Genomic DNA, 24,668 nt, shown 5'->3' with positions numbered 1-24,668 from the left:
CCATGCTTTCCAACCCTAATATCGACCTGGTTTCGCGCTTTCTTCGCCTGCCGCTGGAACAGCGCCAGCAGTTCTACCAACGTCTGCACAGCCGTGGCATGAGCTTCGCGCAATTGCCGATTGCCTCGATCCGCGAGGACGGGCACAGCCTGCCGTTGTCCTTCGCTCAGGAACGCCAGTGGTTTCTCTGGCAGCTCGACCCCCACAGCGCCGCCTACCATATTCCCGGCGCCCTGCGCCTGCACGGGCAGCTGGACCTGGCGGCGTTGCAGCGCAGTTTCGACACGCTGCTGGCCCGTCACGACAGCTTGCGCACGCAACTGGTCGAAGACGGTGAGCAGCTGTGGCAACACGTGCTGCCCGAGGCGCGGGTCGAGATCCGCCAGGCGCATGTCGACGAGTCGCAACTGATGGCGCAGGTACAGGCGCAGGTGGCCCGGCCGTTCGATCTGCACCAGGCGCCGCTGTTGCGCGTGAGCCTGCTGCAACTGGCTGATGATGAACATGTGCTGGTGATGGTGCAGCACCACATCGTGTCCGATGGCTGGTCGATGCAACTGATGGTTGAAGAACTCGTGCACCTGTATGCCGCTTACAGTCAGGGGCACACGCCGCAACTGCCCGAGCTGCCGATCCAGTACGCTGACTACGCCCTGTGGCAACGTCGCTGGATGGAAGCCGGGGAAAAGGCGCGCCAGTTGGCCTATTGGCAGAACCTGCTGGCAGGCGAGCAGCCGGTGCTGGAACTGCCGCTGGACCGTCCACGGCCGGCGCAGCAAAGCCATCGCGGGGCCAGCTTGCAGGTGCATTTGCCGACGACGCTGGTCGCCGGCCTCAAGCGGCTGGCGCAGCAGGAGGGCGTCACGCCTTTCATGCTCTTGCTCGCTTCCTTCCAGACCCTGCTGTATCGCTACAGCGGGCAGTCGGATATCCGCGTCGGTGTGCCGGTGGCCAACCGCAACCGTCTTGAAACCGAGCGTTTGATCGGCTTCTTCGTCAACACCCAGGTGCTCAAGGCCGACCTCGACGGCCAGATGAGTTTTGCGCAACTGCTGCAACAGACCAAGGCGCGCGCGCTGGAGGCCCAGGCCCATCAGGACCTGCCGTTCGAGCAACTGGTGGTGGCGTTGCAGCCCGAGCGCAGCCTGAGTCAGAACCCGCTGTTTCAGGTGATGTTCAACCACCAGACCGACGTTCAGGGCGGGCAGGAAGCCCTGCAACTGCCGGGCCTGCGTGTGGCGCAGCTGGACTGGGACAGCCAGACCACCCATTTCGACCTGAGCCTGGACACCCACGAATCGGCCGACGGGCTATGGGCGGCGTTCACCTACGCCACCGATTTGTTCGACGGCACGACCATCGAGCGCCTGGCGCACCACTGGCAGGCCCTGCTGCAGGCGGTGGTGGATGACCCGCGCAGCGTGCTTGCCCAGTTACCGATGCTCGGCGAGGCGCAGCGACGCGTGATGCTTGAAGACTGGAATGCCCCGGCCAGTGGCGTTGCCGCGCAGGCGGTGCACCGGTTGTTCGAAGCCCAGGCCGAGCGCCAGCCTGAACGCCAGGCCCTGGCCCTGGATGACCAGACCCTCAGTTATGGCGAATTGAACCAGCAGGCCAATCGCCTGGCGCATTTACTCATGGCCCGGGGCGTCGGCCCGCAGGGGCTGGTGGGCATCGCGGTGGAGCGTTCCTTTGCGATGGTGGTGAGCCTGCTGGCGGTGCTCAAGACCGGCGCGGCCTACGTGCCTTTGGACCCCGAGTACCCACGTGAACGCCTGCTGCACATGTTGGAGGACAGCGGTGTGAGCCTCGTGCTCACCCAGTCCGGCCTGCGTGAGCGCCTGCCGCTGCCAGAGCGGGTAACCGCCGTGGAAATCGACCTGATCCAGGCGCAGTTGGCAGTGAATTGCGCTGACAACCCGGCAACCGATTTCGAGCCGCAGAGGCTGGCCTATGTGATCTACACCTCCGGCTCCACCGGCAAACCCAAGGGCGTTGCCATCAGCCATGGGGCCTTGAGCGAATTCGCCGGCATTGCCGCCGATTACTCACGGCTGGTGCCGCAGGATCGCGTGTTGCAGTTCGCCACGCTGAACTTCGACGGTTTTGTCGAGCAGCTTTACCCAGCGCTGACCGTCGGTGCCACCGTGGTCTTGCGTGGCCCGCAGTTGTGGGATGGCGCGCAGTTGTACCGGCAGATCATCGAGCAGGGCATCACCCTGGCCGACTTGCCCACGGCCTATTGGAAACTGTTCCTGCAGGATTGCCTGCAAGCGGGCGCCCGCTCTTATGGTGCGTTGCGCCAGATCCATATCGGCGGTGAAGCCATGCCGCTCGATGGCCCGCAGCTGTGGCAACAGGCGGGGCTGGGCCATGTGCGCCTGCTCAATACCTACGGGCCCACCGAAGCCACGGTGGTCTCGAGTGTGCTGGACTGCACCGACCCCGGCGTCATCAATGGTGTGACCGCCAGCCCCATTGGTCGCGCGTTGCCCGGGCGCGGGCTGTACGTGCTCGACCGCGACCTCAACCTGCTGCCTCCCGGCGCCGTGGGCGAACTCTACATTGCCGGCGCTCTGGGCCTGGCCAGTGCCTATCTGAAGCGGCCAGCCCTGACGGCCGAGCGCTTTGTCGCCAACCCGTTCAGCGATGTTGGCGCGCGCCTTTACCGCACCGGCGACCTGGCGCGCTACCGCGCCGACGGGATTGTCGAGTACGTCGGGCGAGTCGACCATCAGGTGAAGGTGCGTGGTTTTCGCATCGAACTGGGTGAGATCGAAACCCTGCTGCTGGCCCAACAGAGCGTGCGCGAAGCATTGCTGCTGGCGGCTGACAATCAACTGCTGGCCTACCTGGTGCCCGCGCAACCGCTGGACGAAGCCGAACGCGGCGAGACCGGCGCGGCGCTGATGGCAACGTTGCGCGAACACCTGCCCGATTACATGGTGCCGGCGCACCTGATCTTCCTCGACCGCATGCCGCTCAACCCCAACGGCAAGCTGGACCGCCAGGCGTTGCCCAAACCCGACGCGAGTGCGGTGCAACCGGACTGGCTGGAGCCGGTCACGCCGCTGCAGCAGCAGGTGGCGGCGATCTGGGCCGCTATTCTCGGCGCCGAGCGTGTGGGCCTGAACCAGCACTTCTTCGAGCTGGGCGGGCACTCGCTGCTGGCGATGCAAGTGGTGTCGCGGATTCGCCACACGCTCAGCCTGGAAGTGCCGCTCAAGGTGCTGTTCGAGCACCCTCGGCTGGACGCGTTTGTCGCCGCATTGCACACCCCGGACACTACGCTCTCCACGGCGCCGCCGTTGCTGCCGGCAGGGCGCGAACAGCCCTTGCCGCTGTCCTACGCTCAGGAGCGCCAGTGGTTTCTGTGGCAATTGGAGCCGTCAAGCGCGGCGTACCATATCCCCAGCGCCTTGCGCCTGAAAGGGCAGTTGGACCGCGCGGCCTTGCAGCGCAGTTTCGACACCCTGCTGGCCCGCCACGAGAGCCTGCGCACGCGCTTGCGTCAGGACCCGGACCGCACGGTTCAAGTGATCGAGCCTCACCTGGCGCTGCCGATCACGCTGGCCGAGGTCGACGAAACCCGACTCCAGGCGCGCGTCGAAGCGCTGATCGCCGAGCCCTTCGACCTGCAGCAAGGCCCGTTGCTGCGTGTGGCGTTGCTGCGCCTGGCCGCCGATGAGCATGTGCTGGTGCTGGTGCAGCATCACATCGTCTCCGATGGCTGGTCGATGCAACTGATGGTCGAGGAACTGGTGCAGCTCTATGCCGCCTACAGCCAGGGAGAGGACGTGCAGTTGCCGGCGTTGCCGATCCAGTACGCGGACTATGCGCTGTGGCAGCGCAACTGGATGGAGGCGGGTGAGAAGGAACGCCAGCTGGCCTACTGGCGCGAGATGCTCGGCGGCGAGCAGAGCGTGCTGGAGTTGCCGTTCGACCACCCACGCCCGGCGGTGCAAAGCCATCAAGGCGCGCGGCTGGCGTTCGAGTTGGCGCCCGAGCTTACCGAGGGCCTCAAGGCCCTGGCGCGGCAGCAGGGCGTGACCCTGTTCATGCTGCTGTTGGCGTCCTTCCAGACCTTGTTGCATCGCTACAGCGGCCAGGAAGAAATCCGCGTCGGTGTGCCGATTGCCAACCGCAACCGCAGCGAGACCGAGCGCCTGATCGGCTTCTTCGTCAACACCCAGGTGCTCAAGGCTGACCTTCACGGGCAGATGAGCGTCGAGCAACTGGTGCAGCAGACCCGCCAGCGCGCGCTGGAGGCCCAGGCCCATCAGGACCTGCCGTTCGAGCAACTGGTGGAAGCGCTGCAACCGGAACGCAGCCTGAGCCATAACCCGCTGTTCCAGGTGATGTTCAACCACCAGACCGACGTCGGCCAGGCCCAGGTCCAGCAGCAACTGCCGACGCTGTTGGTGGAAGGCCTGGCGTGGGAAAGCAAGACCGCGCATTTCGATCTGGACCTGGATATCCAGGAGTCCGCCGAGGGCATCTGGGCTACCCTCGGCTATGCCAGGGACCTGTTCGACGCCGGCACCGTGCACCGCATGGCCCGGCACTGGCAGAACGTGCTGCAGGGCATGGTCGCCAACCCGCAGCAAGCGCTCGGCGAGTTGAACCTGCTGGACGCTGCCGAACAGCGGCAGATTCTTGAACTGTGGGATCGCAGCGCCGCAGGCTTCTCGTCCCGGCGTCTGGTGCACCAACTGGTCGCCGACCGTGCGCAGGAAACACCCCATGCCGTGGCAGTGAAGTTTGCTGACGAGCAGCTCACCTATGGCGAACTCGACCGTCGCGCCAACCGCCTGGCCCAGGCGCTGATCGCCCGTGGTGTCGGCCCGGAAGTGCGGGTGGCGATTGCCATGCCGCGCAGCGCCGAGATCATGGTGGCGTTCCTCGCGGTGATGAAGGCCGGCGGCGCGTATGTGCCGCTGGACATCGAATACCCGCGTGATCGTCTGCTGTACATGCTGCAGGACAGCCGTTCGCGGTTGCTGCTGACGCACTCGGCAGTGCAGCAGCGCTTGCCGATTCCCGAAGGGCTGCAAGCCCTGGCGGTGGACCAGTTGCACGTCTGGTCCGACGACAACCACACCGCACCGGATGTCGCACTGCACGGCGACAACCTGGCCTACGTGATCTACACCTCCGGCTCCACCGGCATGCCCAAGGGCGTGGCGGTGGCGCACGGCCCGCTGGTGGCGCACATCATCGCCACCGGCGAGCGTTACGAGACCGGCCCGGCCGACTGCGAGCTGCACTTCATGTCGTTTGCCTTCGACGGCTCCCATGAGGGTTGGATGCACCCGCTGATCAATGGCGCCAGCGTGCTGATCCGTGACGACAGCCTGTGGTTGCCTGAATACACCTACCAGCAAATGCACCGCCATCATGTGACCATGGCGGTGTTCCCTCCGGTGTACCTGCAACAACTGGCCGAACACGCCGAACGCGACGGCAACCCGCCGGCCGTGCGGGTCTACTGCTTCGGCGGCGATGCAGTGGCCCAGGCCAGCTACGACCTGGCCTGGCGCGCGCTGAAACCCACCTACCTGTTCAACGGCTACGGCCCCACCGAGACTGTGGTGACGCCGCTGCTGTGGAAAGCGCGTCAGGGCGATCCGTGCGGCGCCGTGTACGCACCCATCGGCACGCTGCTGGGCAATCGCAGCGGCTACGTGCTCGACGCGCAACTCAATCTGCAACCCATCGGCGTGGCCGGTGAGTTGTACCTGGGCGGCGAGGGCGTGGCGCGCGGTTACCTGGAGCGCCCGGCACTCACCGCCGAACGCTTTGTGCCGGACCCGTTCGGCCAGCCCGGCAGCCGCGTCTATCGTAGCGGCGACCTGACCCGAGGCCGCCCGGACGGGGTGGTGGACTACCTGGGCCGGGTTGACCATCAGGTTAAAATCCGTGGTTTCCGTATCGAACTGGGCGAAATCGAAGCGCGTCTGCGTGAGCAGCCAAGTGTCGGCGAAACCGTGGTGGTGGCCCAGGAAGGCCCGACCGGTAAACAACTGGTGGCCTACGTGGTGCCGCTGGACACGACCCTGCTCACGGACGCCGTCGCCCAATCGAGCGCACGCGAAGCCTTGCGCAGCGCCCTGAAAGTCCGCTTGCCCGACTACATGGTGCCCACCCACCTGATGTTCCTCGAGCGCATGCCGCTGACCCCCAACGGCAAGCTCGACCGCAAGGGCCTGCCCGTGCCGGATGTGAGTCTGATGCAGCAGGTGTATGTGGCGCCGCAGAGTGAGCTGGAGCGGCAGGTGGCGGCCATCTGGGCTGAGGTGCTGGGCGTGGAGCAAGTCGGCCTGGCCGATCATTTCTTCGAGTCCGGTGGCCACTCGCTGCTGGCGATGCAGGTGATCTCGCGCCTGCGTCATTTGCTGGGTACAGAAGTGCCCCTCAGAACCCTGTTCGAGCAACCGCGCCTGCAGGGATTCGTCGAGGCGTTGAGCGACCCGCAAGCATCGTTGACGAGCGCGCCGCCGATCCTGCCGGTCAGTCGTCAACGGCCGTTGGCGCTCTCGTATGCCCAGGAACGTCAATGGTTCCTCTGGCAATTGGACCCGCACAGTGCCGCCTACCACGTGCCCAGCACATTGCGTCTGCGTGGTTGGCTGGACCCGCTGGCGTTGCAGCGCAGCTTCGCAACACTGGTTGCCCGGCATGAAAGTCTGCGCACTCAGGTTTATCAGGACGCAGGCCGTGCCGTGCAAGTTGTGCGTGAAGTGGGCGCAGTGGACATTGTGCAGGCGCGGGCCACTGAAGCTGATTTGCAACGTCTGGTCGAGGCCGAGATTGCGCGACCTTTCGACCTGCAACAGGGGCCGTTGCTGCGCGTGACGTTATTGCGCCTGGCCGAAGACGACCATGTATTGGTGCTGGTGCAGCATCACATCGTGTCCGATGGCTGGTCGATGCAAGTGATGGTGGATGAGATGGTGCAGTTATATGCCGCTTATAGCCAGGGCGAGGACCTGCAACTGCCGGCGTTGCCGATTCAGTACGCCGACTATGCGCAGTGGCAGCGTGACTGGATGGCCGCCGGTGAGCGTGATCGCCAACTCGCTTACTGGCAGGCGTTGCTGGGTGGCGAACAGCCAGTGCTGGAGCTGCCGATTGATCGACCGCGCCCTGCGGTACAGAGCTTTCGTGGCGCCAGCCTGGAGATCAACCTTGACCCGGCGTTGGTGGCGGGGCTCAAGGCCCTGGCCCAGCGCGAAAATGTCACGCTGTTCATCGTCTTGCTCGCCTCGTTCCAGAGCTTGCTGCACCGTTACAGCGGCCAGCAGGACATTCGTGTCGGCGTGCCGATCGCCAATCGAAATCGTGTCGAGACCGAGCGTCTGGTGGGTTTCTTCGTCAATACGCAGGTGCTCAAGGGCGACATCGATGCCCAACTGACGGTCACCCAATTGTTGCAGCAGGCCAAGCGCCGGGCGCTGGATGCGCAGAGCCATCAGGACCTGCCGTTCGAGCAACTGGTGGAGGCGCTGCAGCCGGAACGCAGCCTGAGCCATAACCCGCTGTTCCAGGTGATGTTCAATCACCAGAGCCAGGCGCGGCTGGCCAGCACTGGCCAGCAACTGCCGGACCTGACCATTGAAGGGCTGGATTGGGGGACACAGACCGCGCAATTCGACCTGAGCCTCGACACCCAGGAAACCGGCGAAGGGCTGGGTGCGACCCTGACCTACGCCACCGATCTGTTCGACGCCGCCACGCCCAAGCGTATGGCGCGCCATTGGCAGAATCTGTTGCAGGCCATGCTGGGTGATCCACACCAGCGGGTCAGTCAATTGACGCTGCTGGAGTCCGTGGAAGAGCAGGTGATGATCGAACAATGGAACGACACGGCGCAGGATTATCCGTTGCAGCACAGCGTGCAGCAGTTGATCGAAGCGCAGGTCAGTCGTACACCGGATGCCCAGGCTTTGGTGTTTGCCGCAGAGTCGCTGAGCTATGCGCAGATGAATGCTCGCGCCAACCGTCTGGCGCACCGCCTGATACAGCAGGGTGTAGGGCCGGACGTGCTGGTGGGTGTAGCGATGGAGCGTTCCATCGAAATGGTGGTGGCACTTCTGGCCGTGCTCAAGGCCGGTGGCGCCTATGTGCCGCTTGACCCTGACTACCCGCGCGACCGCCTGGCCTACATGCTGGAGGACAGCCAGGTGCATCTGCTGTTGACCCAGGCGCACCTGATGCAGGCCCTGCCGACCCGTGATCCCGAGCGCTGCCTGCTGGTGGAGCAGGGTGATCGCTGGCTGAGCGCCTATGCCGATACCAATCCTGACGTGGCCGTGGATGCTGAAAACCTTGCCTACGTCATTTACACCTCTGGCTCCACCGGCCAGCCGAAGGGCGCGGGCAACCGCCACTGCGCGTTGACCAACCGCTTGCTGTGGATGCAGCAGGCGTACGCGCTCGACACCGACGATACGGTGCTGCAAAAGACACCGTTCAGTTTCGACGTTTCGGTATGGGAGTTTTTCTGGCCCTTGATGACCGGCGCTCGACTGGTGGTCGCCGCCCCTGGCGATCATCGTGACCCGTCACGCCTGGTGGAGCTGATCAAGCGGCAACAAGTGACCACCCTGCATTTCGTGCCTTCGATGCTGCAGGCATTCCTCCAGGATCCGCAGGCTGCCCGTTGTCAGGGTTTGCAGCGCATTATCTGCAGTGGCGAAGCGTTGCCTGTGGACGCCCAGCAGCAGGTGTTCGCCAAACTGCCGAACGCCGGCCTGTTCAATCTGTATGGTCCGACGGAGGCTGCCATCGATGTGACCCATTGGACATGCGTGGATGAGCAGCGCGACAGCGTGCCGATTGGCCGGCCAATCGCCAATCTGCGCACGCATGTGCTGGATGCGCTGTTGCAGCCGGTCGCCGCGGGTGTCGCCGGCGAGTTATACCTGGGCGGCGTCGGGCTGGCGCGCAGTTATCATCGACGCCCTGGTCTTACCGCCGAACGCTTCGTGCCATGCCCGTTCCAGCCTGGCGAGCGGTTGTATCGTACCGGTGACCGGGTGCGCCAGCGTATGGATGGCGTAATCGACTACATCGGGCGTCTTGATCACCAGGTAAAACTGCGCGGTTTGCGCATCGAGCTGGGTGAGATTGAAGCACGCTTGCTCGAGCATCCACAGGTGCGCGAGGCTTCGGTGCAGGTCCATGAAGGAAAGTATCTGGTGGGTTATCTTGTGCTGCAGGACTCGACCCAGGCGTGGCGTGATGCCTTGAGCGCTCACTTGCTGGCGCATCTGCCGGACTACATGGTGCCTGCGCAATGGGTGCTGCTGGAGCGCATGCCGCTGAGCCCCAATGGCAAGCTGGACCGCAAGGCCTTGCCCGCGCCGGACGCCAGTGTGCATGAGCGACGTTTCGTGGCTGCGCGCAATCCGCTTGAGCAAACGCTGGTGGCGGTGTGGCGCGAGGTTCTGGAGGTTGAGCAGGTTGGTGTCGAAGACAATTTCTTTGAGTCGGGCGGTCATTCGTTGTTGGTGTTGATGCTCAAGGAGCGCATTCGCAAGGCGGTCGGCGTGGAGCTGTCGGTGAGTCAGTTGATGCTCAACCCGACGGTCGCAGGGCAGGCAGCATGCCTTGAGGGAAGTGCCGGGCGGTCGTTGATCGTGAGGCTCAACAGCCAGACTCAGGGAACACCGTTGTACCTGTTCCATCCCAGCTACGGTTCGGTGCATTGCTACAAGGCGATTGCCCTTGCCTTGCGTGAGCAACGGCCGGTGATGGGGGTGATGTGTCGTGCCTTGGCCGAGGAGGGCAGCGAGGTGCCGGCCTGGGCGGCGATGGTTGAGGATTACACGGCGCAATTGTTGAAGGCCCAGCCCGAGGGCCCATTCCGTCTGGCCGGTTGGTCCCTGGGGGGAAACCTGGCGATGGAAGTTGCCTATTGCCTGGAGCAGGCGGGACGGCAAGTGGAATGTGTGGGTTGGATCGACGCCTCGCCGCCGCAGTGGGTCAAGCCGTTTTGGGAGACGGCAGTCATGGTTGACGAGCGAGAGTTTTCTGCCAATGACCGGCGCGTGGAGTTGCTGGAGGTGATGTTTTCCGAGTCATCGCGGCATATTCATGCTCAATGGTCAGCACTGCAACGGGCAGGGGCTGATGAGGGCGAGCAGTGGGCCGAATTCAGCCGCTGGGCAGAGCAGACCCTGGGGGAGCGTTTCCGTGAACTCAAGGATGAGCTGCTCAGTGGTCACGAGGCGCAGATTTCCTGGGAAGTTGACCGCATTCTCGGCCAGCGCCTGCACGATGCCGACTTCAAGGCGATCAAGGCGCCGATCAGTTGCTGGTGGGCGGCCCTGAGTCGTACCGGGGTGCATCGCCAGTTGATTGAGGCAAGCATGCTGGAGGTCACCGGGCAATCAGCGATAGAACGCTCGGTGCTGATCGAGACCAGCCATGATCGGTTGATCGATAACGCCGAGTTCGTTCGCAGCTTCGCCGCTGCAATGGCCTGATGTTGCAGGGCGCGCCCTAACTCCGTTCAGTTAAGCGCAGATCCCCTGTGGCGAGCAGGCTTGTCCTGCGTTGGGCTGCGCAGCAGCCCCAAAGCCAGGCGCTGAGCCGTATCAGGTACACCGCGTTTTGCTTGATTGGGGGCGCTTCGCACCCCAACGCGGGGCAAGCCCGCTCGCCACAGAGGCTTCGGCCTGATGTTGCAGGGCGCGCCCTAACTCCGTTCAGTTAAGTGCAGATCCCCTGTGGCGAGCAGGCTTGTCCTGCGTCGGGCTGCGCAGCAGCCCTAAAACCAGGCTCTGAGAGGTATCAGGTTTAGCGCATTTTCCTCGACTGGGGGCGCTTCGCACCCCAACGCGGGGCAAGCCCGCTCGCCACAGAGGCTCCAGTTTGCTGAGTGACAGCGCTAGGTCGTAGATTGGGCGTGGCGGCACACACACACACACAAACGCCCCGGGCCTTGAAGGCCCGGGGCGTTTTAATTCATACCGTCATCCGGTGATTGACGCGCCTTAGAAGTCCCAGCGAGTGCTGAGCATGAAGTTACGAGGTTCGCCATAAGCGGCGGAGTTATAGAAGCCGATGTTGGTGTAGTAGGACTTGTCGAAAACGTTGTTGATGTTCAACGTGGCCGACACGTTTTTGGTGAATTGATAACGCGCCATCGCGTCCACCAGCCAGTAGGCCTTCTGAGAGAACTCCTCGTAGCCGCCACGCGGGCTGTTGTAGATGTCCTGCCAGCCAACGCTCTGCCAGCGAGCGCCACCGCCGACGGTCAACTTGTCCAGGTTGCCCTTGAGCTTGTAGGTGGTGTAGAGGCTGACCTGATCTTCCGGTTCGAACGTGGAAATTTTCACGTCCTTGTCGTCACGCACGATCTTGTGGGTGTAACCGCCCTGGAGTTGCCAGCCCGGAGCGATTTCGCCGGACATTTCCAGCTCGTAACCCTTGGTCACGGCCTGGGTGCCCTTGAACGCATAGTTCGACGGCGTAGGCTTGAGGTTGTTGTAGTCGTCGTCCGATACGGAACGGTTGTCTTCATGGATCTCGAAGTAGGCGGCGCTGGCGTTCACACGGCCGTCGAGGAAGTCGGCCTTGATGCCCAGCTCCCAGTTCTGGCCTTCGTCCGGCTCAAGCAGTTTGTCGTTCCTGTCGCGGTTGTAGCTTTCCTGCGGCATGAAAATGTCGGTATAGCTGGCATAGACCGAGTAGGTATCGTTCAGGTCGTATACCGCACCGACGTAAGGCACAAAACGTCCCGACTCCCGGTAGGTCGGGTTATTGCCGGTCACCGTGTAGTTGACCACGCGGCCGCCAAGCAACAGCTTGAGGTCGTCGGCGAGGTTCAGGCGGGTGGTCATGTACATACCGGTCTGGCGTACGGTGTCGTCGATTTTCGATTGCGACTGACCCCAGTCCGGTTCGCGGGCGTTACCGTGCCAGTTGTTGAAGTCGACCAGGTTGGGTGCAAGGTTCCAGTAGCCGTTGCCCTTCCACTCCGAGGCGCTGATGGAACCTCCAAATACCAGTTCATGCTCGCGGCCACCCAGGCTGAAGGGACCGCTTACATACAGATCGCCCGAGTCACTGACGGTTTCACCGGTGTATTTGCCCGAGGTGAGCTGCGAGGTGCCGTCCAGGGCCGGGGTATCGCCCTGAATCGAGCCCATCAGCGCGTGGTAACCGTTGATCTTGTGGTCCAGTTGCAGCTTGGTGACCCAGCCACCACCGAGGTCATGCTCGACCATGGCGAAGGCGGTGCGGGTGTACTGCTCCCAGCTGCTCCAGTCGGCGGCGTTGTTGAACGAGCGCTTCACTTTGTTGCGATTGCCCTGGGCGTCAATCAGCGGGAAGCTGCCGGACCACGAAGAGCCTTTGGGCAGGCTGTCCTGATAGTCGCCGCCTACCGTCAGCATGGTATCGGGCGACAGGTCGAACTCCATGATGCCGTAGTAGGTCGGGCTTTTGCGCTCATAGCGGTCCATGAACGAGTGCTTGTCCTGGTAGGCGGCGACGGCGCGTCCACGCACATTGCCGGTTTCGGTCAGCGGCCCGCTGACGTCCAGCTCGCTGCGGTAGTTGTCCCAGGAGCCGGCGCCCAGGGAGGCGTGGCCCTGGAAGTCGGCGGTGGGTTTTTTACGTACCAGGTTGATGGTTGCACCCAGCGAACCTGCACCGGTCAGCAGGCCGGTGGCGCCCTTGAGCACTTCGACCCGGTCGTAGATCGCCATGTCGCTCAGGGTGTTACCTGCCGAGTAGGCAACGTTGCGCGAGGTTGACGGAATCCCGTCGTACTGGAAGTTATTGATGGAGAAACCCCGGGCGTAGTAGTTGCTGCGCTCGGTATCGAAGGCGGAAACCGTAATGCCCGGCGTGTGGCGCATCACGTCATCCACGTTGTTCAGGCCGAAGTCATCCATGTGTTGACGGGTAACGACGGTTACCGACTGCGGCGTTTCCTTTGGCGTCAGGACCAGGCGTGTTGAGGTCGCGATGGAGCCCGGCGTATAGGAGCCGGTGTTTTCGGTGACGTTGCCGAGCATGTTGCCGGTGACCTGGGTGGGGCTCAGCTCCAGACCGGTCGCGGCCCCCGCGGCGGTGATGGTCAGCGAGTTGCCGCTGAGGCTGTGGCGGGTCGAGGTGCCTGCCAGCAGGGTGCCAATTGCCAGTTGCGGGTCCAGCTTGCCTTTGACCGAGTTACTCTTCTTGCCCTGCACATCCCCCGGGCTATACAACACCTGCACATTGGTCTGCCGGCCGAATTCCTGCAGCGCGCTCCCCAGCGGCTGTGCGGGAATATTCAACTCGACCTCCTGGGCCTGTACATAGCCTGCAATCGGCAGCGATACCGCAAGCAGAAGGGCGCTCGGAAGAAGGTTGATGTTCAGGGCCCGGCGCATGGATAGCGCTTTGCTCAGGGGGCTGAGACCGAGTCGTGCTGGCATGGATGCTTTCTCTTCTATGTTTTTAAGTGGGCAATTCTAAGTGTTTATTGAGGTCAATTCTCATTACCACTAGTGAGACGTTCCTACCTGAGGAAACCGGAAAATAAAATTCACGCCGGTTCCATCTCGTGCACCACCTGGCCGGCGCGCAGGCGCACCAGCTGGTCGGCAATGTCGAAATAGCGGTCGTCGTGGCTGATCACGATGATGGTTTTGCCCAGGCGTTTGAGGTCCGGCAGCAGCTCGGTGTAGAAGATGCGGCGAAAGGCCGGGTCCTGGTCGGCGGCCCATTCGTCGAACACCAGCACCGGGCGTTCTTCAAGCCAGGCGTTCACCAGCGCCAGGCGTTTGCGCTGGCCGGTAGAGAGGTCGGTGGTGCTGAATACGCCGTCCTTGACGCTCACCTTGTGCGCGATTTCCAGGCGCTCCAGGTACTTGCTGGCGCTGTCCAGCGACTGGGTGGCGCTGCCCTGCACCAGGTCGTCGAACAGGTAGTAGTCGGAGAACACCGTGGTGAACAACTGTCGATAATCGTCGCGCTCGGTGGCGGTCACCACTTCGCCATTGAGGCGGATTTCGCCGGCCTGGGGCGGGTACAGGCCCAGCAGCAGTTTGATCAGGGTGGTCTTGCCGCTGCCGTTTTCGCCGACGATGAATACGATGTCGCCTTGCTTGATGCTCAGGTTGATTGGGCCCAGGTGGAACGGCTCGCTGCCTTCGACCGCCGGCGGGCTGTAGCTCACGCCCTTGAGTTCGAGGCTGTGGACCACCGATTTCGGTGCTTCGCTGTCGTCCATCAGCAGGTGAGGCTCCGGCGACGAGAAGCGTTCCGACAGCTCGCTGATACGGCCGAACGCAATCTTCGCCTTGCCCACCACCGGCAGGTAGCCCAGCAAATGCTCCAGCGGGCCTTTCATGTACAGCAGCACCAGCACGAAACCGGTAATCACGGTTGGATCCGGGTTGGGCCGGTACGCCTGCATCGCCAGGGCCAGGCCGATGACCACGAAGAACAGCATCGAACCGAAGGTCTTGGCGAGAATGTAGATATTCACCGACCGCACCTGGATATCGCTGATCAGGTCGGCGGTTTCCTGGATGCGGTGGGTGTTCATGCGATAGCGCCGCGGACGGTGCATGCGCAGTTCCTTGGCGCCCGAGGCGATGGCGTTGTAGTAACGCTGCAACTCATCCTCATGCCCGCGAGCCAGGTCGAAGCCCTGGATGCCCTTGCCGCCGGCAATGAATTGCACGGTGCTGCCGATGATGATCGCCACCACCATCATCAGGAACATCGGCACCGACAGGTACGCCAGGTAGCCCAGGCAGCCGAGGGTGACCGTGGCGGCGATGGCCAGCGGGGTGAACGCGAAGGAGAAATCGCTGATGGTGTCGACGTCATGGGTCAGCACCGGGATCAGGCGGTGGGAGCGATAGCGCTCGATCTGGCCGATGGGCGCTGACAGGACTTTCTCGCCCAGATCCTTGCGCAGCGCCGCGATGATGCGTTGGCCCACATAGTTGGTGCCGATGTCGGAAATGATCGAGCTGATCAGTGCCACCACGCACAGCGCGGCAAAGGTCATGACCACGCCCTGGGTCATGCCGTCGGGCGAATGCAGGGCATTGTTGATGGTGGCCAGCAGCAGGGTGATGGCGAGGCCGCCGACCATGCCCAGCGCAACGGACACCGTCACGATGGTGCGAAAGGGCCTGATCAGTGCGAGCAAGCCGTTGAAGGCGCCGCGTGTGGCATCGGTCATAAATACTTCCCGGAAAGTCAAAAAGAGGGGGCTGGGCACACAGACCCTTACCCATGACAAACGAAGCGCCGGGGCGACTATTTAGCCCTGTGTGCCGGGCGGTGGGCCGCAGCGATAAATTGCCCGCACGCTGGTTCGTTCTTGTTCTGCAGGCGCACGCGTAGCGACGCCGTGCGCGGTTCCTTCAGCGAGAGCGAAAACATGACAAAGAAAAACCTGGTGTATGTGTGGTCCCTGCGCAATGCCGCCGCCGACAAGGCCGGGCAGCCGGTGGCCTACAAGGACCACGAGCGCTACATGACGTCGGTGCTGGAGTTTCTGGTGGGGGCGCTCAACGACACACCGCTGGGCCAGGCCTATGACCTGGTGGGCGTGGTGTATGACGATGACGAACACAACCCGCGGGATCAGGCGCTGGTTGCCGATTACGGCTTTGCCTGCGAGCCGGGCCGCCAGTGGTTGTACCCGGCGGACCTGCGGGTGCAGGGCAAGCGGGTCAACGACCTGCTGCTGAGTGTGCCGTCCACCTACCGCCGTTTACCCCGGGGCAGCGCCGAACACATCGCCGGCAAACAGGATTTCGAGCGTCGCCTGCATGACACGCTGGTGGAATTGAAAGCCGATATCGTGGTGCTCGATGGTCTGCTGGTGATCCTCGATGAACTGGTGCGCCCGGGCGCGCCGTTTGCGCGGCGGATCATGAATATTCATCCGGGCATCACCCGTATTGAGTCGCCGTATGAGCGTCGGGGGGCCTATGCGACCTGGAATGCGCTGTATGGTGCGCGCGGCGAGGCGGTGGTGGACTGGACGACCCGGGAAACCAGGCCGTGTGAACCGCTTTATCTCACCGGGGCGTCGTTTCATTACGTGGACAACGGGATCGACTCGGGGGAGGTGTTGCATGACGTGCTCAAGACGCAGATTTCGCCTGAAGACACCATCCTTGAGCTGCGGTGGAACAACTTTAATAACAGTTTGTTTCCGGCGTTGCAGGAGGGGTTGGAGTTGCTTGCTAGAGCTTCAAGCTGACTGATTTTTGCCGGACGCTATAAAAATGTGGGAGGGGGCTTGCTCCCGATGGCTGAGTGTCAGTCAGCTTGTTGGTAGCTGACACAACGCCATCGGGAGCAAGCCCCCTCCCACATTTGGATCTCCATGGATCAGATAGAACACTGTCTGCTTTTGATCTGCTTTGCTTTAGCTTTTGATCTTGATCTCAGCGCCCCGTCAACCACGCTGGCCGAACGCAGGCTTGAATCCGTGGGTAACCCGGCAGGACGCCGGGTTAGCCGCACTGGGCCAAGGATGGCCCATTGCGGCGGCCCACGGATTCAAGCCTGCGTGCGGGCACACCGAGCCTGGGCGAGGTGCCGAGTGGTGGGGCAAGAGCCCTTTGGTTACTTTGGGGCTCTTTTCCAAAGTGACCCGCCGTAAGGGCGGAACCAATATCAGCCGTTACCTAAATAACGGACATGTACACCAAGCCCTAAAAATCCAACGTCACCCCACTCATCAGCGTCCGCCCATCCCCCGGCGAATGCAGCGATGCCCTGGCCCCATCCGGGTCATACCACGCATATTCGTAGTAACGGTTAGTGAGGTTCTTCAACTGCAGATCAACACTGACCGACTCCGTCACCCGGTAAACGGCACCAAGGTTCATCAACACATAACCGCCGTAAGTGCCCTGGGTGTTCTCCCGCTCCAGATAATAGTGAGTCTGCCCATTCATCCACGCGCTGAGTTGCAGGGCCGGTGTGGCCTGGTAACGAATGCCGGCGTTGTACAAATGATGGGGAATGTGGTCGATTTCGCGGCCTTTGCTGCCCGGTAGGGTCGCGCTGGGCTGGAGGATTTTCGAGTACTGCCAGGCGTAGGCCAGCCAGATCTCGGTGCGCTCGTTCGGGTGCAGGTTGAGCTGCGCGTCGTAGCCCCAGCGGCGGGTCTGGCCGACATTGTCCGATTCGCCGCTGGGGTCGTTGAGCCGGCGGCTGACTTCGCCGCTGGCCTCCTGTTGCCAGTAGGCAATGCGCCCATCGACCCAGTCGGCAGGGGTGAACTTGATGCCGGTCTCCCAACCTTCGTTGATCGATGGCGCAAGGTCGGTGTCACGCGGCGGGATCTTGTAGGCGGCTGCCCCGGTGCCCACCTGGAAGGTGCGGCCCCAGTTGGCGTAGACGCTGGCCACGTCCCAGGGCGAATACACCACGCTGAGCTTGGGTTGCTTGATCAGCCCGTAGTCGTTGATGGCGTAGTCCGTGCCGGTCATTTCATTGGTGAAGTCACCCTGGATCCGGTCGACGCGGTACGCGGGGATGATCTTCAGCGATTCGAACGGTTGAATCTCGGCCTGCACGTACGCACCGACGGTATCGAAGTCGAACTGCTGGTCCCGGGTCTGCGCCTGGCGCGCGCGGTTCAGGGTGCGGTAGCGCTCGCTGGTGTTCTGCTGGCGCTGGATATCCGTGCCGCCTTCCAGGGCGAAGTGGTACAGCCCGCTGACGGCGGGGCGCCAGGTCAGAGAGGTGAGGGCGCCGTACTGGGTCTCGTAAGCGTCACGTTCCTGCTGGGCGCTGGTGCGCCAGTACTGGGTCCAGCGTCGATCATCGAAGGTGTTGAGGTAGGTTTTGGCCGACCACGAAAGCGTCTCCGCCAGCTCGGTATCAAGGTGCAGGCTGAGCTGATTCATGCGCCGCGTCCCTTTGTCGCTCGCGTTGTAAGCATTGCTCATGCGGGGATGCTGGTGCGCATCGTCGGCACTCAGATAACCGGGTTCCTGGGCCTCGGTTTCGTAATGGCGGGCGATCAGGCCGATGCGGTAGCGATTGTCGTCCGGGGTATAGAACCACTTGCCGGACAGCGAGACTTTGTCTGCCTCGGCGTGATCGCGATAGCCGTCTGCTTTCTGGTAGGCGAAAAAGTAATTCTGCGTCCAGTTGCTGCTCTCGATGCCCTTGGCGAACTGGGTTTCACGGGTGTCATCGCTGGCGTAACGGATGCGCGCACGGGTGTAGTCGCCGCCGGTGCGGGTGAGCATGTTCACGTTACCGGCGATGTTGTTCAGGCCGTAACGGGGATCGCTGGTGCCGCGCACCACTTCGATGCTGTCCAGTTCCAGCGGGAAAATCATGTCCATGAAGGGCATGTTGCCGTCGTTGCTGTTACTGGGAATGCCGTCAATCAGCAGCTTCACCGCGTTCACTTCACCTTCGCCGTTGAAACCGCGAAACGAAATCTTGCCGGAGGTGGTGCCCTGGTTGAACTGGGTAAGCATCACCCCCGGCGCTCGGCTGAACAGCTCCCAGCTGTAGTTGACCGGCATTTTCTCCACGACATCGGCGCCGAGGATGTCCACCGAACCGAGCACGCCGCGCGTGCCGAGCGGGCCACTGTCATCGCTGGTGCCCTGGATTGCGACAGCGCCAAGGGTGAGGGCGGAGCTTTCGTCCGCCAAGGCCAATGAAGAAAAGGCAAGCAGGCTCACCGAGAGCATCGGCCAGAGTGAGCAGGGCACAGCCACACGCTTTGCGCGCGGCAGAGTAAATGGAGCAGGCATAAGGCACGCTTCCTGAAACCTGAAAAACGTCAAGGACGTTCAGCCACGCAATCGCGCGGCTGAAACATGAAGTTCGGGCAATCAGGTCACAGGGGAGGCACGCGGGCTCAGGCTCGGCCAGCGAATCCTGGGATGCAGCGCGGGCAACAGCGGATCATCAAGGACAATATCCGGTGCATAACGCGGCAGAAAATGGCGGTAATGACTGGACGGCAACGCCGCCAGACCGGCATGCCCGCAGCAACAGTCACCGTGCTTCATCTCACCGGACGCAGGCGCCGACTTGAACGGCACGACCAGCTTGTCAAAGCCTGGTGGCAGTGCATGCGACGAACAGAACCCACCCCACAGCATCAAGCCGCTATCCGGCGCCTGCATGGCACGGCTGAGCGGCATGGCCAGCATATTCAGCAGCAAGGCCAGGCAGGCAATCCAGGGACTGATGCGTGAAAACATGGGCATCAAGGCAGTCGACACAAAGGGGCCGCTATTTAGCCGCAGTTAACCGCCCAAGTGAAAGCACAAGGCATGCGCCATTTCGCCGCAGCTCAACGCTCCGCTCCGCTTTTGATCCGCTTTTGATCTTGATCTCAAGCGCCCCGTCAACCACGCTGGCCTGCGTGCGGGCACACCGAGCCTTAGCGAGGTGCCGAGTGGTGGGGCAAGAGCCTTTTGGTTACTTTTGGGCTCTTTCCAAAAGTGACCCGCCGTAAGGGCGGAACCCTAAGCCGCCGTGACCGCAGCAACGGATATGTACACCGACAAAAAGTCATAGGGAGTCCCTCCCACATTTACCCGCGTCCCCCCAGCCAAAAAACCAATCCCTCAGAGCATCCGACGCAACACATCATTGCGCGGATCCCTATCAAAAAACCGATGCTTAAGCGCCCCCAGTACATGCACCACAATCAACCCAAGCAACGTATAAGCGCACACCTTGTGCAACCACTGAAACACCACAAACCACTCATCATTCTTCGCCAGCAACTCCGGCAGATTCACCCCGAAAAAAAACACCCCATCACTCATCGTGTAAGTGCTCGACATCGAGTAACCCATCAACGGCACCACCACGATCAGCACATACATCGCCCGCTGCACCAGCCGTGACAAAAACCGCTCATGGGCTGCCAACGTTGGGGGCGGTGACGGCAGCACCGGGGTTCGCCAGCGCAACACGATCTGCACCAGCACCAGCATGAACGCCAGCACTCCGAAGGATTTGTGCCACGGGTAATACAGCTCATATTTGCTTGCCACTTCATCGGCCAGCCCGGTCATATGCCAGCCCGCCCACAGCAGCCCGGCAATCAGCACCGCGCGCACCCAGTGCAGCATGCGCAAAGAGGTTGGATATCGGTCAATCGTTTCGGTGTTCATCGACATCTCTCCATGGATAAAGGGCTGCGCTCAATTGGGTAGCAACACCGTGATGACCTTTTCTTCGGTATAGGCCAACGCGCCGCCAAACCCGCCTTCACGGCCGATGCCGCTGGTCTTGACGCCGCCCCAGGGCAGGTTTGCATCCAGCGGGCTCCAGCAGTTGATGCCCACCGCGCCAGCCTTTACCGCTGCGGCCACGCGATGGGCGCGCACCAGGTCGGCGGTCCACACTGTGGCTGCCAGGCCGTAGGCGGAGTCGTTGGCCAGGGCGACGGCATCCACTTCGTTGTCGAAAGGAATGATTGTGCCCACCGGGCCGAAGATTTCGTCGCGGGCAATCGCCATGTCATTGCGCGCGTCGGCAAAAATGGTCGGGCGTACGAACCAGCCCTGTTCCGGGCTCGACACGCCGCCAGCGAGGAGGGTGGCGCCTTCGTCGATGCCCAGCTGGATATAGCGATTGACTCGCTCCCATTGCGCTTTCTTCGCGACCGGCCCCATCTGCACACCGGGCTCGCGCGGGTCGCCCACCTTGACCGCGCGCGCCGCCTCGGCAAGCGCCGCCGCGAAGCGATCGGCGATGCCGCGCTGCACCAGAATGCGCGACCCGGCCGCACAAATTTGCCCCTGGTTGGCGAACAGCCCAAGGCTGCAGCCGCGCAGCGCGTCCTCGAAGGACGCATCGTCGAACACGATCTGTGGGCTCTTGCCGCCCAGTTCCAGTGCAACATGCTTGAACAGCACCCCGGCGGTGCGCTGGATCTCACGCCCGGCTTCGGGGCTGCCGGTGAAGCTGATCTTGGCGATGTGCGGATGCTCACACAGCGCCCGACCCACCTCATTGCCGTAACCGGTGACCACGTTGATCACACCGTCTGGAAAACCCGCTTCCTGCGCCAGCACCGCCAAGTGCAGGGCTGACTGTGGAGTCTCTTCCGAAGGCTTGATCACCACCGTGCAGCCTGCGGCCAGCAACGCCGCGAGCTTCCATACGGTGATCATCAACGGCGAATTCCACGGCACAATGGCCCCGACCACACCCACCGGCTCACGCACGGTGTACGACAGGGTTCTGGTGCCGAAATATCCACCGCTGGGAATGGTCCGGCCTTCCAACTGATTGGCCCAACCCGCCGCCGCCCTCAGATTGGCCAGCACATTGGGCAAATCCATCCGCCGCGGCTCCATCGGCGAACGCCCGATAGCATCGGCGTCCATATCCGCCAGCAACTCACTGTCGCGTTCCACCAGATCAGCCAGCTTCAACAACACCCGAGCGCGCTGCGCCCCATCAAACCGACTCCACTCGCCACGCTCAAGCTGTTCAAACGCCGCGTTCACCGCCCGATCCACATCCTCGACCGTACCCCGCGCAAAACTGCCATAAACCTGCTCCGTCACCGGATTGACCAGCTCAACCCGCCCACCCGCCGAAGCCTCAGAGGCCAAGCCATTAATAAAGTGATTCAAACGCTGACCCATACCAGCCTCCATAAATAATTCGTTTTTGATCCGCTCTTGATCTGCTTTTGATCTGCTTTTGGGCTCTTTCCAAAAGTGACCCGCCGTAAGGGCGGAACCCTAAGCCGCCGTTACCGCAGCACCGGATATGTACCCAGTCAAACCGCTATCGCAGGCAAGCCAACTCCCACATCTCAAACCCGCGTCACGTCCAAAACCTCACTCCTCAAGCGACGCCAGAGCCTCCCGAAACACATCCAAGGCCCTGAAAAACAACCCCCGCGTAATCGTCAACGAAGGCATCACCCGCATCACATTCCCGTACCGCCCACAAGGAATCATCAACACCCCATGGCTCATCAGAAACCCCATCAACGCCCCAATCTTCTGCGGCTCCAGCGGCGCCCTGGTCAGCGGATCCTCCACCAGCTCAATCCCGATCATCAGCCCACGCCCACGCACCTCACCCACAAACCGGCTGCCAAACCCACGGATATACTCCTGCGCCTCCAGCCCCAGCGTATGCGCGCGCCTCAGCAGATCCAGCTCCGGGTCCTGCAGAATCGCGATATTGGTCAGCGCCACCGCCGCCGACAGCGAGTTTGCCGCGAAGGTATTGGGCATCGACCCATCAGGAATCTGCGCCGCCAGATCCGAACGCATGATCAACCCCGCCATCGGCAGGTCGCTGCCGATGCCCTTGCCAAAGGTGAGCATGTCGGGCTTGACCCCCGAGTGCTCCACTGCCCACATCTTGCCGGTGCGCCCCGCGCCTGACTGCACCTCGTCGACGATCAACAGGGTGCCGCTGCGGTCGCACGCCTGGCGCAGAATCTGCAAGAACTCCGGCGACGGCGGCACGTAGCCGCCTTCGCCCTGCACCGGCTCGACGATCACCGCAGCCACGTCATCGGCGGCGGTGTAGGGCGTGTTCAGGAGGTAATCAACGTACTCGCCGGCGATCTGTTCGGCGCTCTTGTGCGTGGTGTCGAACGGGAAGCGATAGGCGTAGGGGTAGGGCGCATGAATCACACCGCCCATCTGCGCGCCGAAGCCCTTGCGGTAAGCGGTACCGGTGGTGAGCGAGCCCGAGGCGTTCCATACACCGTGGTAACCGCCATGGAAGGCGATGATCTGGTGGCGCCCGGTGATGCGCTTGGCGAACTTGATCGCCGCTTCCAGCGCATCGCTGCCGCTCTGGGTGAAGAAGGTGATGCAGTCACCACGCAGGCCGTCCGGCGCAATTTCGGAAAGCTTGGCGGCCAGTTCGGTGCGTCGGGTGCTGTTGATCTCCAGGGCGTGCATCAGCACTTCGGACTGGTCGCGGATCGCCTGCACCACTTTGGGGTGGCAGCGGCCGACGCTGCTCACGCCGACGCCGGCGGAGAGGTCGATATAGGTGTTGCCGTCCGGGTCCTTGAAGGTGGCGCCAAAAGCACGGTCCATGGCGATCGGCATGCGTCCGCCGCCGCGCGCCATCGACTCGGTGCGCGCCGACAACGCCAGGGCCTCGCAGGTCCTGGGGCCGGGCAGGGCGCCGGAAATGATGCGCGGTGCATCGGCGAAGTGGAGGGCTTCAAGCTGGGCTTCACTCATGATGGGTCTCTGGCAGGTCTATTCAGGTGTACCGATCATCGGCGTGACCTGCCCGTGGCGGGTATCCCGAATCGGCACATGGGCGCGCTGCGCAGCGGTTTTTTGCGAGCCGGAAATAATGTTGAAATATTGCAATATTTGGCCTATGTGAGACTATCTGGCACGAAGCTGGCTTTAAAATAAAAAAATTGCGGAGAATATCGCGCATGATGAGAAATCAAAGCGTCAGCCATTTTCACGATGTGCATGTGCACGCGGCCAATGTTCAGCAGTGGCACCAGGACTACAGCCAGCTCACCGCCGGCGCGGCCGAGAGTTCGCTGATGCAGCTGACCACCGCCGGGTGCCACGTTTTCCTCGAACAGATCAACCAGCGCGTGGTGCAGCACGGCGTGGCGCCACGCAACAAGATGTGCTTTGCGGTGCCGATCAATGTGCCGGGATCGGTGCGGATGCAGGGCCGTGAGGTCGACGACAGCAGCCTGTTTTTCCTGCACGGCGGCGAGGAGTTCATGTTCCATATGCCGATGGGCATGCAATTGCTGTCCATCACCTTCGAGCGCGAATTGTTCGAGCAGGCGCTGGCGCACACGGCGTCGCCCAGGGACCTCAGTCTATTGCTGCGTCAGCCGGTGATCCGGGTTTCCCCCCAGCGCTTCGCCGACGCTCGCCGCCGTTTGCTCGCACGGTTCGCCCAAGCCATGGCCGGCGAGCTGAGCGACTCGCAGGCGCGCCTGCTGGAGCAGGCCCTGCTCGACGAGCTGGTGCAACTGATGAGCGATCCTTCCTGTGACAAGCAACAGCGTACGCCCAGCTCCACGCGCAGTTTTATCGTCGAGAAATGCCATCGCCTGGCGACCACCGGGCAGTTCGACGTGCCCAGCGTCAACGACCTGTGCGAACGCCTGCAGGTGAGCCGGCGCACCGTGCAGAACAGCTTTCGCGCCGTGGCCGAGACCACGCCGTTGAATTATTTGCGGTCCATCAGGCTCAACGGCGTGCGCCGCACCCTGATGTCCACCCCTGCCGCGCAGCTCTGCATCGGCGATGCGGCCGCGCAATGGGGGTTCTACCACCTCAGCCATTTCGCCGCGGAATATCACGCGTTGTTCGCCGAGCTGCCGTCGCACACCTCACGTGCTGCGTCTCATCAAACACAAAATAGCGTGTTGATTTAACACCCAACGTTTCAGACAGCGACATTCCTGTGGCGAACGGACCTGTGGCGAGCGGGCTTGTTGTGGCGAGCGGGCTTGCCCCGCGTTGGGCTGCGCAGCAGCCCCAAAATCAGGCTCTGCGTAGTGTCAGGGATACCGCATGTTCATCGATTGGGGGCGCTTCGCACCCCAACGCGGGGCAAGCCCGCTCGCCACAACAAGTCCAACTGCCACAACAAGTCCAACTGCCACAACAAGTCCAACTGCCACAACAAGCCCAACTGCCACAGCAAGTCCAACTGCCACAACAAGCCTG

At 62.5% G+C, this 24,668-nt stretch carries 10 protein-coding genes; 3 read left to right on the top strand and 7 right to left on the bottom strand.

Annotated elements, in window-relative coordinates:
* Positions 1 to 2 precede the first annotated feature (2 nt).
* Complete coding sequence (locus VRB54_RS12805) at positions 3 to 10,490, top strand: amino acid adenylation domain-containing protein (protein WP_338477486.1); 10,488 nt, start codon at positions 3 to 5, stop codon at positions 10,488 to 10,490.
* Positions 10,491 to 11,000: 510 nt separating this feature from the next.
* Here VRB54_RS12805 and VRB54_RS12800 read toward each other — a convergent pair.
* Positions 11,001 to 13,388 (bottom strand): TonB-dependent siderophore receptor, encoded by a 2,388-nt coding sequence (locus VRB54_RS12800; RefSeq protein WP_338477485.1) that lies wholly within the window; start codon positions 13,386 to 13,388, stop codon positions 11,001 to 11,003.
* A 155-nt stretch (positions 13,389 to 13,543) separates the two neighbouring features.
* Complete coding sequence (locus VRB54_RS12795; RefSeq protein WP_338477484.1) at positions 13,544 to 15,196, bottom strand: cyclic peptide export ABC transporter; 1,653 nt, start codon at positions 15,194 to 15,196, stop codon at positions 13,544 to 13,546.
* Between the two features lie 201 nt (positions 15,197 to 15,397).
* Here VRB54_RS12795 and VRB54_RS12790 point away from each other — a divergent pair, with 201 nt between their 5' ends.
* The gene (locus VRB54_RS12790) at positions 15,398 to 16,228 is read left to right on the top strand and encodes a N(5)-hydroxyornithine transformylase PvdF (RefSeq protein WP_338477483.1); all 831 of its coding nucleotides are present in this window, start codon (positions 15,398 to 15,400) and stop codon (positions 16,226 to 16,228) included.
* Between the two features lie 457 nt (positions 16,229 to 16,685).
* On the opposite strand, the gene VRB54_RS12785 is transcribed toward VRB54_RS12790, so the two are convergent.
* The 5 genes from VRB54_RS12785 to VRB54_RS12765 all read right to left on the bottom strand — a co-directional run bounded on the left by VRB54_RS12785 (position 16,686) and on the right by VRB54_RS12765 (position 23,195).
* The gene (locus VRB54_RS12785) at positions 16,686 to 18,692 is read right to left on the bottom strand and encodes a TonB-dependent receptor (protein WP_338481101.1); all 2,007 of its coding nucleotides are present in this window, start codon (positions 18,690 to 18,692) and stop codon (positions 16,686 to 16,688) included.
* Positions 18,693 to 18,836: 144 nt separating this feature from the next.
* Positions 18,837 to 19,217 (bottom strand): DUF2946 family protein, encoded by a 381-nt coding sequence (locus VRB54_RS12780; RefSeq protein WP_338477482.1) that lies wholly within the window; start codon positions 19,215 to 19,217, stop codon positions 18,837 to 18,839.
* Positions 19,218 to 19,580: 363 nt separating this feature from the next.
* A complete protein-coding gene (locus VRB54_RS12775; RefSeq protein ID WP_338477481.1) occupies positions 19,581 to 20,135 on the bottom strand; it encodes a cytochrome b in 555 nt (184 codons plus the stop codon).
* Between the two features lie 30 nt (positions 20,136 to 20,165).
* The gene (locus VRB54_RS12770; RefSeq protein ID WP_338477480.1) at positions 20,166 to 21,620 is read right to left on the bottom strand and encodes an aldehyde dehydrogenase family protein; all 1,455 of its coding nucleotides are present in this window, start codon (positions 21,618 to 21,620) and stop codon (positions 20,166 to 20,168) included.
* A gap of 198 nt (positions 21,621 to 21,818) precedes the next feature.
* Entirely contained in the window at positions 21,819 to 23,195 is a 1,377-nt protein-coding gene (locus tag VRB54_RS12765; protein ID WP_338477479.1) for an aspartate aminotransferase family protein, read from the bottom strand.
* A 209-nt stretch (positions 23,196 to 23,404) separates the two neighbouring features.
* On the opposite strand from VRB54_RS12765, the gene VRB54_RS12760 reads away from it, so the two are divergent.
* Complete coding sequence (locus VRB54_RS12760; protein ID WP_338481100.1) at positions 23,405 to 24,373, top strand: helix-turn-helix domain-containing protein; 969 nt, start codon at positions 23,405 to 23,407, stop codon at positions 24,371 to 24,373.
* The last annotated feature ends 295 nt before the right edge of the window (positions 24,374 to 24,668 follow it).

This window comes from Pseudomonas trivialis (assembly GCF_036864995.1).
GTDB classification, from domain to species: Bacteria; Pseudomonadota; Gammaproteobacteria; order Pseudomonadales; family Pseudomonadaceae; genus Aquipseudomonas; species Aquipseudomonas trivialis.
The sequence above is the reverse complement of the archived record's forward strand: the minus strand, read 5'-3'. Positions and strand labels throughout refer to the sequence as shown.

Excerpts from the sequence above, each read along its gene's own strand:
- VRB54_RS12790 (WP_338477483.1), top strand. The coding sequence starts at position 15,398 with ATGACAAAGAAAAACCTGGTGTATGTGTGGTCCCTGCGCAATGCCGCC.
- VRB54_RS12765 (WP_338477479.1), bottom strand. The coding sequence starts at position 23,195 with ATGAGTGAAGCCCAGCTTGAAGCCCTCCACTTCGCCGATGCACCGCGC.
- VRB54_RS12760 (WP_338481100.1), top strand. The coding sequence starts at position 23,405 with ATGAGAAATCAAAGCGTCAGCCATTTTCACGATGTGCATGTGCACGCG.
- VRB54_RS12805 (WP_338477486.1), top strand. The coding sequence starts at position 3 with ATGCTTTCCAACCCTAATATCGACCTGGTTTCGCGCTTTCTTCGCCTG.
- VRB54_RS12770 (WP_338477480.1), bottom strand. The coding sequence starts at position 21,620 with ATGGGTCAGCGTTTGAATCACTTTATTAATGGCTTGGCCTCTGAGGCT.
- VRB54_RS12795 (WP_338477484.1), bottom strand. The coding sequence starts at position 15,196 with ATGACCGATGCCACACGCGGCGCCTTCAACGGCTTGCTCGCACTGATC.
- VRB54_RS12780 (WP_338477482.1), bottom strand. The coding sequence starts at position 19,217 with ATGCCCATGTTTTCACGCATCAGTCCCTGGATTGCCTGCCTGGCCTTG.
- VRB54_RS12785 (WP_338481101.1), bottom strand. The coding sequence starts at position 18,692 with ATGCTCTCGGTGAGCCTGCTTGCCTTTTCTTCATTGGCCTTGGCGGAC.
- VRB54_RS12800 (WP_338477485.1), bottom strand. The coding sequence starts at position 13,388 with ATGCGCCGGGCCCTGAACATCAACCTTCTTCCGAGCGCCCTTCTGCTT.
- VRB54_RS12775 (WP_338477481.1), bottom strand. The coding sequence starts at position 20,135 with ATGAACACCGAAACGATTGACCGATATCCAACCTCTTTGCGCATGCTG.